Annotated in this window: 18 protein-coding genes; all 18 read left to right on the top strand. The window is 37.0% G+C overall.

The window, feature by feature from the left end:
• Window positions 1–173 precede the first annotated feature (173 nt).
• The 18 genes from dnaJ (at window position 174) to MHH71_RS22025 (ending at window position 15,339) form a co-directional block, all read left to right on the top strand.
• Window positions 174–1,277, top strand: coding sequence for a chaperone protein DnaJ (gene dnaJ / locus MHH71_RS21940; protein WP_006095984.1), 1,104 nt, complete (start codon window positions 174–176; stop codon window positions 1,275–1,277).
• A gap of 28 nt (window positions 1,278–1,305) precedes the next feature.
• Window positions 1,306–2,244: a 50S ribosomal protein L11 methyltransferase gene (gene prmA, locus MHH71_RS21945; protein WP_006095985.1), complete on the top strand. Its 939-nt coding sequence runs from the start codon at window positions 1,306–1,308 to the stop codon at window positions 2,242–2,244.
• Window positions 2,245–2,390: 146 nt separating this feature from the next.
• The gene (locus tag MHH71_RS21950) at window positions 2,391–3,140 is read left to right on the top strand and encodes a 16S rRNA (uracil(1498)-N(3))-methyltransferase (RefSeq protein ID WP_006095986.1); all 750 of its coding nucleotides are present in this window, start codon (window positions 2,391–2,393) and stop codon (window positions 3,138–3,140) included.
• 6 nt (window positions 3,141–3,146) lie between these two features.
• The gene (gene mtaB / locus MHH71_RS21955) at window positions 3,147–4,499 is read left to right on the top strand and encodes a tRNA (N(6)-L-threonylcarbamoyladenosine(37)-C(2))-methylthiotransferase MtaB (protein ID WP_003200635.1); all 1,353 of its coding nucleotides are present in this window, start codon (window positions 3,147–3,149) and stop codon (window positions 4,497–4,499) included.
• A 144-nt stretch (window positions 4,500–4,643) separates the two neighbouring features.
• Window positions 4,644–5,309: a deoxyribose-phosphate aldolase gene (gene deoC / locus MHH71_RS21960; RefSeq protein ID WP_006095987.1), complete on the top strand. Its 666-nt coding sequence runs from the start codon at window positions 4,644–4,646 to the stop codon at window positions 5,307–5,309.
• A 319-nt stretch (window positions 5,310–5,628) separates the two neighbouring features.
• Entirely contained in the window at window positions 5,629–5,802 is a 174-nt protein-coding gene (gene rpsU / locus MHH71_RS21965; protein WP_000048061.1) for a 30S ribosomal protein S21, read from the top strand.
• Window positions 5,803–5,817: 15 nt separating this feature from the next.
• Complete coding sequence (locus MHH71_RS21970) at window positions 5,818–6,261, top strand: GatB/YqeY domain-containing protein (protein WP_003200639.1); 444 nt, start codon at window positions 5,818–5,820, stop codon at window positions 6,259–6,261.
• A 107-nt stretch (window positions 6,262–6,368) separates the two neighbouring features.
• Complete coding sequence (gene yqfC, locus MHH71_RS21975; protein ID WP_003200641.1) at window positions 6,369–6,665, top strand: sporulation protein YqfC; 297 nt, start codon at window positions 6,369–6,371, stop codon at window positions 6,663–6,665.
• A 133-nt stretch (window positions 6,666–6,798) separates the two neighbouring features.
• A complete protein-coding gene (gene yqfD / locus MHH71_RS21980) occupies window positions 6,799–7,998 on the top strand; it encodes a sporulation protein YqfD (RefSeq protein ID WP_033799102.1) in 1,200 nt (399 codons plus the stop codon).
• 3 nt (window positions 7,999–8,001) lie between these two features.
• Window positions 8,002–8,961 carry a PhoH family protein gene (locus tag MHH71_RS21985; RefSeq protein WP_003208528.1) on the top strand — a complete coding sequence of 320 codons (960 nt, stop codon included), beginning with the start codon at window positions 8,002–8,004 and terminating at the stop codon, window positions 8,959–8,961.
• A 243-nt stretch (window positions 8,962–9,204) separates the two neighbouring features.
• Entirely contained in the window at window positions 9,205–11,349 is a 2,145-nt protein-coding gene (locus MHH71_RS21990; RefSeq protein ID WP_033799707.1) for an HD family phosphohydrolase, read from the top strand.
• Window positions 11,346–11,816, top strand: coding sequence for an rRNA maturation RNase YbeY (gene ybeY, locus MHH71_RS21995; protein WP_018782551.1), 471 nt, complete (start codon window positions 11,346–11,348; stop codon window positions 11,814–11,816). Before MHH71_RS21990 ends, ybeY begins: the two co-directional genes overlap by 4 nt.
• Window positions 11,813–12,166, top strand: coding sequence for a diacylglycerol kinase family protein (locus MHH71_RS22000; protein ID WP_033799103.1), 354 nt, complete (start codon window positions 11,813–11,815; stop codon window positions 12,164–12,166). The genes ybeY and MHH71_RS22000 overlap by 4 nt, the downstream gene beginning before the upstream one ends.
• Before the next feature lie 103 nt (window positions 12,167–12,269).
• Entirely contained in the window at window positions 12,270–12,668 is a 399-nt protein-coding gene (locus MHH71_RS22005) for a cytidine deaminase (protein ID WP_006095994.1), read from the top strand.
• On the top strand, window positions 12,661–13,566 hold the full coding sequence (era, locus tag MHH71_RS22010) for a GTPase Era (protein WP_018765845.1): 906 nt from the start codon (window positions 12,661–12,663) through the stop codon (window positions 13,564–13,566). Before MHH71_RS22005 ends, era begins: the two co-directional genes overlap by 8 nt.
• Window positions 13,567–13,675: 109 nt before the next feature.
• Complete coding sequence (locus tag MHH71_RS22015) at window positions 13,676–13,819, top strand: YqzL family protein (RefSeq protein WP_000883924.1); 144 nt, start codon at window positions 13,676–13,678, stop codon at window positions 13,817–13,819.
• A gap of 33 nt (window positions 13,820–13,852) precedes the next feature.
• Entirely contained in the window at window positions 13,853–14,599 is a 747-nt protein-coding gene (recO, locus tag MHH71_RS22020; RefSeq protein WP_016116361.1) for a DNA repair protein RecO, read from the top strand.
• Window positions 14,600–14,706: 107 nt separating this feature from the next.
• Complete coding sequence (locus tag MHH71_RS22025) at window positions 14,707–15,339, top strand: helix-turn-helix transcriptional regulator (protein WP_026008574.1); 633 nt, start codon at window positions 14,707–14,709, stop codon at window positions 15,337–15,339.
• Window positions 15,340–15,365 lie beyond the last annotated feature (26 nt).

A 15,365-nucleotide genomic window follows, 5' to 3' on the forward strand; every position in this document is an offset into this window, starting at 1 on the left:
TTGGCTTTGGCTTTTTTCATGAATGAAGAAAGTGCTTCGGGCAGGTTAGCTCTTTCATATGAGAGTCTTAAGTTTTTCTTTTTGCATACTGTAAGTGAGGAAACTTTGTTGCAAAGCACTTTCTTTCGGTGTTAAAATTACGTTTATGTGAAAGATTCGGGGGTTACAAATTTATGAATAAAAGAGATTATTATGAGGTGCTCGGCCTTAGCAAGGGCGCTTCAAAAGATGAAATCAAAAAAGCATACCGTCGTTTGGCTAAAAAATACCATCCAGACGTAAGCAAAGAAGAAAATGCAATTGAAAAGTTTAAAGAAGTACAAGAAGCGTATGAAGTTTTAAGTGACGATCAGAAACGTGCGCAGTACGATCAATTTGGTCATGCTGATCCAAATCAGGGCTTCGGCGGTGGAGACTTTGGTGGTGGATTCGGATTTGAAGACATTTTCAGCTCATTCTTTGGCGGAGGTGGCGGCAGACGCCGTGATCCAAATGCACCGCGTCAAGGTGCTGACTTGCAATATCAAGTTACTTTAAACTTTGAAGAAGCGATTTTTGGTAAGGAATTAAATGTTGAAATTCCAGTTGAAGACCCATGTGACACATGTCAAGGCGCTGGGGCGAAACCAGGAACTTCAAAAGAAACATGTAAACATTGTTCAGGAACAGGTCAAGTGAGCGTAGAACAAAATACACCATTTGGTCGTATTGTAAATCGTCAAGCGTGTAAACATTGTTCAGGAACAGGCCAAATGATTAAAGAGAAATGTACAACATGTCATGGCTCTGGAAAAGTACGTAAACGTAAAAAAATTAACGTTAAAATTCCAGCGGGTATTGATAATGGTCAACAAATCCGTGTGTCTGGTAAAGGTGAAGCAGGTGTAAACGGTGGGCCGGCTGGTGATTTATATGTTGTTGTTCATGTAAGAGACCATGAGTTCTTCGAGCGTGATGGCGATCATATTATTTGTGAAATGCCATTAACATTCACGCAAGTAGCGCTTGGTGCTGAAGTGGAAGTTCCAACTGTTCATGGAAAAGTGAAATTGAAAATACCAGCAGGAACGCAAACAGGAACGGAATTCCGCCTAAAAGGAAAAGGCGCTCCAAATGTACGTGGATATGGCCAAGGTGATCAATATGTAGTTGTTCGTGTTGTTGTACCAACGAAATTAACATCACATCAAAAAGAATTATTACGTGAATTTGCAGGACAAGAAGATCAAGATGATAGCCTATTTGGAAAGCTTAAACGAGCTTTTAAAGGGGAATAATGGAAATAAAAAATGGAGTTGGTAAATTGTGAAATGGTCAGAAATTAGTATTCATACAACAGAGGAAGCAGTAGAAGCTGTTTCTCATATTTTACACGAAGCAGGTGCTAGCGGTGTAGCGATTGAAGACCCGGCAGAGTTAACAAAAGAGCGTGAGCAACAGTATGGTGAAATTTATGCGCTCAATCCATCTGAATATCCAGAAGATGGTGTGTTAATAAAAGCATATTTTCCACAAACGGATTCTTTACATGAAACAGTTGCGAGTGTAAAATCATCTATTGATGTACTTCCATCTTTCGACATCGAAATTGGTACAGGAAATATTACGATTAATGAAGTCGATGAGGAAGACTGGGCTACTGCTTGGAAAAAATATTATCATCCAGTTCAAATTTCTGATACATTCACAATTGTGCCAACTTGGGAAGAATATATACCTTCTTCTCCAGATGAAAAAATTATTGAATTAGATCCAGGGATGGCATTTGGTACAGGGACACATCCAACAACAACGATGTGTATTCGTGCGTTAGAGAAAACAGTGCAGCCAGGTAATACCGTAATTGATGTTGGAACAGGTTCTGGTGTATTAAGTATTGCTGCAGCAAAATTAGGTGCAGCATCTGTTCAAGCGTATGATTTAGATCCAGTTGCAGTTGAAAGTGCGGAGATGAATGTTCGTTTAAATAAAACGGACGGTATCGTATCTGTCGGACAAAATAGTTTATTAGAAGGTATTGAAGGACCAGTAGATTTGATTGTAGCAAATTTACTTGCAGAAATTATTCTTCTATTCCCTGAAGACGCAGCGAGAGTTGTAAAACAGGGTGGACTATTTATTACATCTGGTATTATTGGAGCAAAAGAAAAAGTAATCTCTGAGGCGTTAGAAAAAGCTGGATTTACAATTGAAGAAGTGTTAAGAATGGAAGATTGGGTAGCAATCATTGCACGAAATGCGTAATATATAATTTATGTTAATAATGAACGAAAGAGTCTCTCGCTATATGAAGTGAGAGACTTGCCGTTTGTTATATTAAAATGATAACGTTTCGTTCTTTTCGTAAGGGAGGACTTACGAAAGGAACGAAACTTTACTAAGGTGATGAGATGCAACGTTATTTTGTAGAAGAGAAGTATGTAAATGATGCAAGTATTCGTATTGTAGGTGATGATGTACATCATATCGTAAGAGTGATGCGCATGTCAGTTGGTGATCACATTTATTGCTGTGTAAACGGTAAAACAGCAATGTGTACAATTGCTGAAATTACCAGTGAATTTGTGGATAGTGCTATTGTAGAATGGGGAGAGGCGTCAAGTGAACTGCCAGTGTTCGTGACGATTGCAAGTGGACTGCCAAAAGGAGACAAGCTAGAGTTAATTTTTCAAAAAGGAACTGAGCTTGGGGCGGCCGCATTTTTACCATTTCAAGCATCCCGTTCTATTGTAAAATGGGATGCAAAAAAAGCAGATAAAAAAGTTGAGCGCTTGAAAAAAATTGTGAAAGAAGCTGCAGAGCAATCGCATAGAAGTGAAATTCCAGCTGTACATGCTCCGGCATCATTTAAACAATTGCTTGCGATGAGCAGTGATTATGATGTTTGTCTGGTTGCGTATGAAGAGGAAGCAAAGCAAGGCGAAAAAGCTAATTTTGCGAAGGCTTTAACGGCACTTGAACGTGGTCAAAAACTGTTGGTTGTATTTGGCCCAGAAGGTGGTTTATCTGAGGAAGAAATTTCTGCGCTTCGTGAACATAAATTTATACCATGTAGTTTAGGGCCGAGGATTTTACGAACAGAAACGGCGCCGCTTTATGCGTTAAGTGCCGCTTCTTATCATTTTGAATTGATGGGGTGATGATCAATGGCAACTGTTGCGTTTCACACGTTAGGTTGTAAAGTAAACCACTATGAAACAGAAGCAATTTGGCAATTGTTTAAACAAGGTGGTTATGAAAGAACTGAATATGAAAAGAAAGCTGATGTGTATGTAATCAATACATGTACAGTAACAAATACTGGAGACAAAAAAAGCCGTCAAGTTATTCGACGTGCTGTACGTCAAAATCCAGACGCTGTTATTTGTGTAACAGGATGTTACGCACAAACATCTCCAGCGGAAATTATGGCGATTCCAGGCGTAGATATCGTTGTTGGTACGCAAGATCGTGAGAAAATGCTAGGGTATATTGAAGAGTTCCGTAAAGAACGTCAACCAATCAATGCTGTCCGTAACATTATGAAAACACGTGTATATGAAGAGCTTGATGTACCGTATTTCACTGACCGTACACGTGCATCTTTAAAAATACAAGAAGGTTGTAATAATTTCTGTACGTTCTGTATTATTCCTTGGGCACGTGGTTTAATGCGTTCTCGTGATGGAAAAGAAGTTATTCACCAAGCGCAGCAATTAGTGGATGCAGGTTATAAAGAAATCGTCTTAACTGGTATTCACACAGGTGGATATGGGGAAGACATGAAAAACTACAATTTAGCTGGATTGCTTCGCGATATGGAAGCAGAGGTAAATGGCTTGAAACGTCTTCGTATTTCTTCAATTGAAGCGAGTCAAATTTCAGATGAAGTAATTGAAGTATTAGATAAATCTGAAGTAGTTGTCCGTCATTTGCACATTCCACTACAATCAGGTTCTAACACTGTACTAAAACGTATGCGCCGTAAGTATACGATGGAATTTTTCCAAGAGCGTTTAGATCGCTTGAAAGAAGCGTTACCAGGCCTTGCAATTACATCCGATGTAATTGTTGGCTTCCCTGGTGAAACGGAAGAAGAATTTATGGAAACATACAATTTCATTAAAGAAAACCGTTTCTCTGAATTGCACGTGTTCCCTTATTCAAAACGTACAGGAACACCTGCGGCTCGTATGGATGACCAAATTCCTGAAGAAGTAAAAAATGATCGTGTTCATCGTTTAATTGAATTATCGAATCAGTTAGCGAAAGAATACGCATCTCAATTTGAAGGGGAAGTTCTTGAGATTATTCCAGAAGAGCCTTTCAAAGACGGCGATCGTGAAGGATTATATGTAGGTTATACAGATAACTATTTAAAAGTTGTGTTTGAAGGATCTGAAGAATTAATCGGCAAACTAGTAAAAGTGAAAATTACAAAAGCTGGTTACCCATATAACGAAGCGCAATTTGTTCGTGTTCTTGAAGATGATGTAAAAAAAGAATCAGCAAGTGCGTAAGAGAAAAGCATGCAAACGAAAAGGGTTTGCATGCTTTTTTCTTTGCTGGAGAAGTTAAGATATGAAGTTGTAATATTCCATGCTATAATGCTAACCGTTATGGTTGTCAGACAACCGTGTAGTGAAGAAAGGGGCATATGAAAAATGAACTATGCAAAGTTAATTGACCACACATTATTAAAACCGGATACAAAAAAAGAAGCGATTGTTACATTATGTGAGGAAGCAAAAAAACATGACTTCGCGTCTGTATGTGTAAACCCTACTTGGGTTGAAACTGCAGCAGAATTATTAAAAGATACAGATGTAAAAGTTTGTACAGTAATCGGTTTCCCTCTTGGAGTAAATACACCAGAAACAAAAGCGTTTGAAACGCAAGATGCAATTGCAAAAGGTGCAACAGAAGTTGATATGGTAATTAATATTGGTGCATTAAAAGATAAAAATGATGAATTAGTAGAGCGCGACGTTCGTGCGGTTGTAGAAGCTGCAAAAGGAAAAGCGCTTGTAAAAATTATTATTGAAACATGCTTATTAACAGAAGAAGAAAAAGTTCGTGCTTGTGAATTATCTGTAAAAGCAGGTGTAGATTTTGTAAAAACATCGACTGGCTTCTCAACGGGCGGGGCAACAGTAGAAGATGTAGCACTAATGAGAAAAACAGTTGGGCCAGAAATCGGTGTGAAAGCTTCTGGTGGTGTTCGTAACGGAGAAGATATGGACGCGATGGTAGAAGCGGGAGCAACACGTATTGGTACAAGTGCTGGTGTTGCACTAGTAAGTGGGAAAACAGCAACAACGGATTATTAATTTAAAAGCGGAGCCGACTGTTTAGTCCTATCTGATAAGCTTGTTATCTTCTTGTATGGAAGGTAAAAGAAACGAATCCATCTAGCTATTATAGCTAGATGGATTGAATTGTTCAAAAAATAAAATATACATTAGCTGTAATGTATGATTTGAACAAATTTAGATAGAAGAAGGGCATCTACTCTTCTTTTATTCTGTCAAATAGTTGACCTGAAGTAACAAAATGTATTATAATCGTAAAAGACATGCTGAAGAAGTGTTTCTTTTTGCATGCTGAAGTTAGTATGTAAGTGTGATGTTTCGGAGGGAGGGAAAGAGAATGTCAAAAACAGTCGTTCGTAAAAACGAGTCTTTGGAGGATGCACTTCGCCGTTTTAAAAGATCGGTTTCTAAAACTGGTACACTTGCTGAAGCAAGAAAGCGCGAGTTTTATGAAAAACCAAGTGTAAAACGTAAGAAGAAGTCTGAAGCGGCAAGAAAGCGTAAATTCTAAGAGAGGGTGTAAGTTATGAGTCTTCTCGGTCGTTTAAACGATGATATGAAACAAGCGATGAAGAATAAACAAAAAGAAAAATTAACCGTTATTCGTATGGTTAAGGCTGCTTTGCAAAATGAAGGAATTAAACTGCAACATACTCTTACTGAAGAAGAGGAATTAACAGTTTTAACTCGTGAAGTAAAACAGCATAAGGACTCCCTCCTTGAATTTAAAAAAGCGGGTCGTGATGACCTTGTTGATAAACTGCAAAATGAAATTCAGATTTTAAATACGTATTTACCTGAACAACTAACAGAAGAAGAGCTAGTGAATGTAGTTAAGCAAGTTATTTCTGAAGTTGGTGCTGCTTCTAAGGCAGATATGGGTAAAGTGATGAGTGCTGTTATGCCGAAAGTAAAAGGTAAAGCAGACGGATCACAAGTGAATAAGCTGGTTGCACAGCTATTAGCATAAAAAAGCGTCTCATGAGAAATGAGACGTTTTTTTATGCTTTTTTCTTTTTGGACGTGATATTACAAGCTCTTTTTTCATACATATGGGATGAGAGGGGGGTCTTGGAGATGAAGAAATTAGTGCAAATGAAAAATTGGCTAACAAAGCAAATAGACCTACCAGTGGATGTACTAATGGATCTACCTCGTATTACCCTTGTCGGGCAAGTACATATTTATATAGAAAATCATCGAGGGTTATTAGTATTTACAGATAAAGAAGTGCGGTTGTTATTAAAACATGGTCAACTATTAATAAAAGGGCAATCGTTTGTTATTAAAACAATTCTTCCAGAAGAGCTTTTGCTTGAAGGGATTATTGAACAAGTAACGTTTTTAGAAAATGAGAAGAAAGATAAATTATAATGAAACTTCCATTAGTGAAGTTTTTCTTCTTATTTCGTTTCGTACGAGCTATTTGAATGTTAAAAGCTGAAGAAAGCACTACGAAAATAGTGGCGTAACATTTGTGCTTTTGAGAAAGGTAGTGGAACGGACGATGAAAAATCAATGGTTCACACGATGGCTTGGGTATGTGAAGGTTCGAATTGAAGGTAGAGGAGCGGAGCGTTTTATTAATGAATGTGTGCGCAGAAATTTAGTCGTATGGGATGTAAAGAAGATTGCAGAAGATACATTAGTATTTTGTATGTTGCTTCGTGATGTGAAGCGACTGAGACCGATCTATCGAAAAAATGAATGTAAGCTATACTTTATTGGACGTTTCGGTTTTCCGTTTTGGAATAAGCGTTTGCTTAAGAATAGTGGTTTTTTAATCGGTTTTCTTATCTTTTTTTTCGGTATGATTGCTTTATCAAATATGGTCTGGAAAATCGAGATTACAGGGGCAAAACCGGAAACGGAATATATTCTTATAAAAGAATTGGATAAAATGGGCATTAAAAAAGGAAGACTGCAATTTCAAATGCCGAATGTAGAAGATGTTCAGCGTCATTTGACAGATAATATTAATGCGATTACATGGGCTGGCCTAGAGATAAAGGGGACAACATATCATTTTAAAATTGTTGAAAAAAATGAGCCGGAGAAGGAGAAAGAGCAAAAACCACAAAATTTAGTTGCCAAAAAAGAGGCAATCATTACAAAAACATTTGTGGAAACTGGAAAACCAGTTGTAATGAAAAATGATTATGTGCAAAAGGGACAACTTCTTGTGTCAGGGATGTTTGGAAAAGAGGATAATCCAACGATTGTTTCTGCTAAAGGAATTGTATATGGAGAAACGTGGTATGAATCTGAAGTGACAGTTCCTTTAAAAACAACATTTCAAGTGTATACAGGAAATTCATATAATGAGCATTATCTTCGTCTTGGAAGTGTTAAAATAAAAATATGGGGATTTCAGCATGATAAGTATAAGCGGTCTCGTACTGAAAATGTCAAACATGATGTGAAACTGTTTGGTTTTATATTGCCTATTTCCTATGAAAGGGAAATTGTGCGTGAAGAGGAAGAAGCGAATCGTGAATATACAGAAAAACAAGCACTGCGAGTAGCGAAAGAAATGGCTGAAAAAGAACTAAAGAAAAAATTGGATGAACATGCTATGATTGTAAGTGATAAGATTTTGCACAACGAGGTTGAGGCGAATCATCTAAGAGTAACATTACATTATACAGTGATTGAAAATATTGCAGAGCCACAACCGATATCTGAATCCGATATTCAAGGAGACTGAGTAATGGCAGAACAATTAATAGAAATGAATCAACAAGTGGAAAATCCTAATGAAGCAATTGCTCTATTTGGAGTGAATGATGCACATTTAAAAGTAATTGAACGAGAACTTGCCGTATCTATCGTAACGCGAGGTGAATCTGTTCGTGTATCTGGAACAGATGAAACCGTGGCGCTTGTTGAAAAAATTTTACAGCAATTACTTGCTGTTATTCGTAAAGGTGTATCAATCTCGGAACGAGATGTTGCATATGCAATTCAGCTTGGCCGTCAAGGGAAAATAACTCATTTTGAAGAGCTATATGAAGAGGAGATCTTTAAAACAGCAAAAGGTAAATCCATCCGTGTGAAAACAATGGGTCAAAGACAGTACATTCATGCGATGAAGAAGAATGATATTGTATTTGGAATAGGGCCTGCTGGTACAGGGAAGACATATTTAGCTGTGGTAATGGCTGTACGAGCATTAAAGCAAGGGTATGTAAAAAAGATTATTTTAACAAGACCAGCTGTAGAAGCAGGGGAAAGCTTAGGTTTTTTACCAGGTGATTTAAAAGAAAAGGTAGACCCTTATTTACGTCCTTTATACGATGCGCTTCATGATATTCTTGGGCAAGAATATACACAGCGTATGCTAGAGAGAGGAACGATTGAAATTGCACCTCTTGCATATATGAGGGGACGTACGCTGGATGATTCTTTCGTTATTTTAGATGAAGCTCAAAATACAACTGGTGCTCAAATTAAAATGTTTTTAACTCGCCTAGGTTTTAGTTCGAAAATGGTTGTTACTGGCGATCCGTCGCAGGTTGATTTACCGAAGGGGGTAAAGTCGGGGCTTTCAATTGCTGCGAATGTTCTATCAGGTGTATCAGGGATTTCATTTGTTAAATTAGAGCAATCGGACGTTGTAAGACATCCCCTTGTGCAGCGGATTATCGAGGCATATGATAAAATGGAATGATCCTATTTGTAAGGATCATTTCTTTTTGTATGGTAGAGATAGATGAAAGGGTTGGCGAATAGCCTATTTTTTACTATCATTAAAGGGTGGACAAGTAGATTCATTTACTTGTGAATGTGCAGTGCAATGTAGAAGCCTGCTTATAAAAAGCCCGATTGGTGGGGGTTAATCATTGGTGGGGATAAAAAACTCCCGTTGATTAAAGATTCACTTTATGTCTGGAGAGGAGAAGGTATTGAAATCATGTCAAGATCTCAAGAAATTTCTAGGTGGTTTCGTAACATACAACATTCGAAAAAATTAAGTTGGATTTCTTATATTTTATTAGGAGCGGTACTGTTTTTTGCACTCATGAACAATGTGAAACCAGAGCAACTAGATGTTAAAATGCTATCTATTTCGAAACAAACAATCCACTCTCCTATCAAAATCGAAGATAAAGTAACGACGGATAGAAAGAAGAGAGAAGCTGCTCAAAAGGTAGAGGACCAATATACATATCGAAGTGAATACAAGCAAAATAAAGTAGATATTGTAAACTCTGTCTTTTTAGCGATAGAAGAAGTGGAAGCTGACACGAAGGCTGCTGGTCCTGATGAACAGAAAAGGATTTCTGCTGCAGAACGATTGGAGAAATTAAAGAAGAAATTGCCTACAGATTTAACAAAAAGTTTATCTGATTCTGTGTTGTTACAGTTTGTAAATGCTGAACCAGGTCAATTGTCATTAGCAAGAGATGCTATGGTAACAGCGATTAATAATATTATGAGTACTCACATTAAAATGAATGAAGAAAATGATGCGAGAGAACGATTTGTCAATGAAATACGCAATGTTAATGTGAATAGCGATTTAAAAGACGCACTTAACGTACTTGGAAAATATGCAATTGAAGCAAATTATTTCTATGATTCAACTGCTACAAAAGACCGGAAAAAAGTAGCGGAAGATGCAGTTGCGCCAGTTTATATTCTTCAAGGGCAAATTCTTGTGAAGGAAGGCGACACGATTACAAGAGAAGTATATGATCAATTGAAATTAGTTGGGCTTCTTGAACAAGGAAATACATTTCAGCCATTTGTAGGATTAGCAATCATTATTGGTGTACTCCTATTCTTTATGCATAAGCAATTTGAATCGTTTTTAAAATTGAAAAGAGAAGAAAAACCATATATTTTAGCTTATACAACAATTGTAGCGATTACAGTCGTTTTGATGAAAATCATTAGTTTGTTTCAAAAGTTGGAATATGCCGGTATCGCATATGTTGTTCCGGTCGCGATGGGAACAATACTAGTAAAATTAATGATTGGTGATCGTTTTGTTTTTATAACAAGTATGATCTTCTCTGTATGTGGGAGTATTATGTTTAATGAAGGTGTAACGAGTACACTGAATTATAGTGTAGGTATTTATGTTTTATTAAGCTCGTTATCGGTTAGTATCTTTTTGAGAGAGAAAAATCGCCGTTCGATGATCTTACAAGCGGGCATCCTTGTTTCTGTTCTAAATGTAGTTGTATTAGCTGCGCTATTACTTTTGCGTAATGGAAACTTCTCGCCGCTTGAAATTGGTTCACAATTATTAATGGCTGCTGCTTCTGGTATCATCTCATCCATTTTAGCTATGGGGATTTTACCGTATTTAGAAAGTGGTCTTGGAATTGTATCAAGTATGAAGCTTATGGAGCTTTCAAGCCCGAATCATCCGCTCCTTCGTAAAATTTTACTAGAAGCACCGGGAACATATCATCATAGCGTTATGGTTGCTAACCTTTCTGAGGCAGCTTGTGAGGCTGTTGGAGCAAATGGAGTTTTAGCACGTGTTGGTGCGTATTATCACGATATTGGGAAAACAGTGCAGCCTCATTTCTTTATAGAAAACCAAATGGGGATTGAAAACCCGCATGATAAATTAGATCCTGAAATGAGCAGAGATATTATTATTGCTCATGTGACAAATGGAGTAAAAATGTTAGAAGAACACCATATTCCGCAAGAAATTATTGATATTGCAGGACAGCATCATGGAACGACATTACTTAAATATTTTTACTATAAAGCGATTAAAGAAGATAAAGAGAGATATACAGAAAAAATGTTCCGTTATCCAGGATCAAAAGCGACGTCAAAAGAGTCTGCAATTGTTGGGATTGCGGATAGCGTCGAAGCAGCAGTGCGTTCTATGAACCATCCGACACCAGAACAAATTAATAATTTAGTACAAAGTATTATAAAAGATCGTTTGCAGGATGGACAATTTAGTGAATGTAATTTGACATTTAAAGAATTACAAATTGTTGGGAAAACTTTATGTGAAACGTTAAATGGTATTTTTCATTCTCGTATTAAATATCCGGAACCGCCGGAAGAAAAGGGGACAGAATGAGTTTATTAATAGATTTTTTTGATGAAACAGAAGAAGTGAAAGAAGAATATGTGAATATGATTTGCGATTTGCTAGAGCAAGCTGCACGAATGGAGAACGTAGAAGATGGAACAGAGCTTTCTGTTACATTTGTTGATAATGAACGTATTCAAGAAATTAATCGTGATTATCGCGACAAAGATCAACCGACAGACGTTATTTCTTTTGCAATGGAGGATATGGGAGAAGGAGAGATGGAGATCGTTGGCGCGGAAATGCCGCGTATGCTAGGAGATCTTATTATTTCTATTCCAAGAGCGAAAGAACAGGCTGAAGAATATGGGCATTCCTTTGATCGTGAATTAGGATTTTTAGCGTTGCATGGATTCTTGCATTTACTTGGTTATGATCATATGACAGATGAAGACGAACAAGAAATGTTTGGAAAGCAAAAAGAAATTTTAGAGGCGTTCGGATTAGGTAGATGAAAAAGGGAAAACTTATAAATAGTTTTGGATATGCTATAGCTGGTATATACTTTTGTCTTCGTCACGAACGAAATATGAAAATTCATTTTTTGGCCGCAGTTATTGTTATATGCTGCGGCTTTTATTTCCGTGTAACGAGAACGGAATGGCTCATATTACTCATTACAATTGGAATTGTCATGGGTTTGGAAATGGTCAATACGGCAATTGAAAAAACAGTTGATTTAGTCACAGCGGATTTTAAACCATTTGCGAAAATTGCAAAGGATGTTGCTGCTGGTGCAGTGCTATTATTTACTGTTATAGCTGTTATAATTGGTGCTATTATCTTTTTACCTTATATGGTATAGTTGCATTCCAAAGCTTTTGTTATGCTTTGGTAGCGTTAAGAACGCCGTTAATGAAAGTTTCATTTTATCTTTTCACAATTGTGAATGGAAAGGATGCGAGAGCATGAACAGCAAAGAATTAATTCAAGAAGCAATCGAAGCGCGTAAACAAGCGTATGTACCATATTCTAAGTTTCAAGTAGGTGCAGCATTATTAACGGAAGATGGAAAAGTATACCGAGGATGTAATGTTGAAAATGCATCATATGGATTATGTAATTGTGCAGAAAGAACAGCTTTATTCAAAGCAGTTTCTGAAGGAGATAAAGAATTTGTAGCCATTGCGGTAGTAGCGGATACGAAGCGTCCAGTACCTCCTTGTGGAGCGTGCCGTCAAGTTATGATAGAATTATGTAAACAGGATACGAAAGTATACTTATCAAATTTACATGGTGACGTTCAGGAGACAACAGTTGGAGAATTGTTACCAGGAGCATTTTTAGCGGAGGATTTACATGAATAGAAAAGGTTATAAATCAGGTTTTGTCTCTATAATTGGAAGACCGAATGTTGGAAAGTCTACATTTTTAAATCGAATTATCGGTCAAAAAATTGCAATTATGAGCGATAAACCACAAACAACTCGTAATAAAATTCAAGGTGTATACACAGAAAATGACTCACAAGTTATCTTTATTGATACGCCAGGAATACATAAGCCGAAGCATAAATTAGGCGATTTTATGGTGAAGATGGCACAAACGACATTAAAAGAAGTTGACATTGTATTATTTATGGTCAATGCTGCTGAAGGTTTTGGTCGTGGTGAAGAGTTTATTATCGAAAAATTACAAGAAACAAAGCAACCGGTATTTCTAGTAATCAATAAAATTGACCAAGTTCATCCGGAACAATTGCTGGAATTAATTGATCAATATCGTAAGTTACATGAATTTGCAGAAATTGTTCCGATTTCTGCATTGGATGGTAATAATGTTGAGGCGTTAATCGGTGCGATTAAAAAATATTTACCTGAAGGACCACAATACTATCCAGACAACCAAGTAACGGATCATCCAGAGCGATTTATTATTGCTGAGCTTATTCGTGAAAAGGTACTTCATTTAACACGTGAGGAAGTACCACATTCGGTAGCGGTTGTGATTGATGCGATTCAAAAGCGTGAAGGTGGAGCGGTCTATGTGAATGCGACAATTATTGTAGAGCGTCCATCGCAAAAAGGAATTATTATCGGAAAACAAGGGAAGATGCTGAAAGAAGTTGGAAAACGAGCTCGCTTTGATATTGAAGCACTTCTTGGTTCAAAAGTATTCTTAGAAGTGTGGGTAAAAGTACAAAAAGATTGGCGTAATAAAATGTCACAACTTCGCGATCTTGGCTTCCGTGAAGATGAGTATTAATAGAAATTAGGAAAATTTTTCTCACATGAAAATGGACAAAATGGGTCATTTTAATAACAACAAAAGAAATTGGTTTATATGCTACGCTTACTGAGAAAGGTGGATTCTTATGCTAGATTTTACCTGGAAGTTTTTCTCCAAAACAGGAAGCATTGAAACGTATTTGCTTTTGAAGGAAATGGAAAAAGACGTAAACGATGAGATGGATCAACATGAAGAGGAGCTAGCGCATCTAGATTCTCCAATTTCTTGACCCGTTTTGTTCAAACCTTGGATGGTGACAAACATGTTTCAAAAAGTTGAGGGAATTGTCATCCGGACAACAGATTACGGAGAAACGAATAAAATTGTTACGATATTTTCCCGTGAGCTTGGAAAGGTAAGTGCAATGGCAAGAGGGGCGAAAAAACCGAAAAGTAGGTTAGCATCTATTTCGCAACTTATGATGCACGGTCACTTTCTGATTCAAATGGGGTCTGGACTTGGGACTTTGCAGCAAGGTGAAATAATTTCATCTATGAAAGAAATTCGTGAAGATATATTTTTAACTGCTTATGCATCATTTATCGTGGAATTGACCGATAAAGCAACTGAAGATAAGAAACATAATCCGTATTTATTTGAAATGTTACATCAAACGTTGCACTATATGTGTGAGGGTGTTGATGCTGAAGTATTGTCTTTAATTTATCAAACGAAAATGCTCCCAGTACTAGGGATGCATCCATACTTTGATACATGTGCAATTTGTCACCAAGAAGCAGATTTTGTCGCCTTCTCTGTCCGAGAAGGCGGTTTTCTGTGCTCGCGTCATGCGCAGCAAGATCCATACCGTATTCCGGTGGGAGAGGCTGTTCATAAATTGCTACGTCTCTTTTATCATTTTGATTTAGCTCGCCTTGGTAATGTATCTGTTAAGGATGGAACGAAGCGGCAAATACGTACAGTATTAAATACATATTATGATGAATATTGCGGAATCTATTTGAAATCAAGGCGTTTTCTTGAACAACTTGATAAATTTCAAATATAATGAGGACCATATATAGGTCCTTTTTACATACTTTCTTTTTCAAAAAGCATATTTAGTATATAATATTTAAGAGATAGTATAACTTTTTTCGTTTTGCATTGAAGGTGGTGATTATCATAGAACTGAATAAACGGCAAGAACATATCATTCAGATTGTAAAAGATCACGGTCCTATTACAGGGGAATCAATTGCGGCACAATTAAATTTAACACGTGCAACATTAAGACCTGACTTAGCGATTTTAACGATGGCAGGTTATTTAGAAGCACGTCCACGTGTCGGTTATTTTTATACAGGGAAAACTGGGGGACAGTTATTATCAGAAGCTGTTAAGAAAGTTAAGGTACAAGATTATCAATCTAGACCGGTTGTAATTGATAAAAATATTTCCGTATACGATGCGATTTGTACCATGTTTTTAGAAGATGTTGGTACTTTATTTGTTGTAGATCAAGCGACGCTTCTAGTTGGGGTAGTTTCTCGTAAAGATTTATTACGTGCAAGCTTAGGAAAGCAGGATTTAACATCGCTTCCGGTTAATATTATCATGACAAGGATGCCAAACATCGCAATGTGCCGTAGAGAGGATTCTCTATATGATGTTGCGATGGAATTAATAGAAAGACAGATTGATGCTGTACCAGTGGTAAAAGACACGAAACAAGGGTTAGAAGTTGTTGGTCGAATTACAAAAACAAATATTACGCGTGCGTTTGTAAATTTAGTAAACAATGAATAAGTGTAATTTGTTTAAAGTGAGGTAAT

Origin of the sequence: Bacillus sp. FSL H8-0534 (assembly GCF_038005885.1) — a bacterium.
Lineage (GTDB): Bacteria > Bacillota > Bacilli > Bacillales > Bacillaceae_G > Bacillus_A > Bacillus_A pseudomycoides.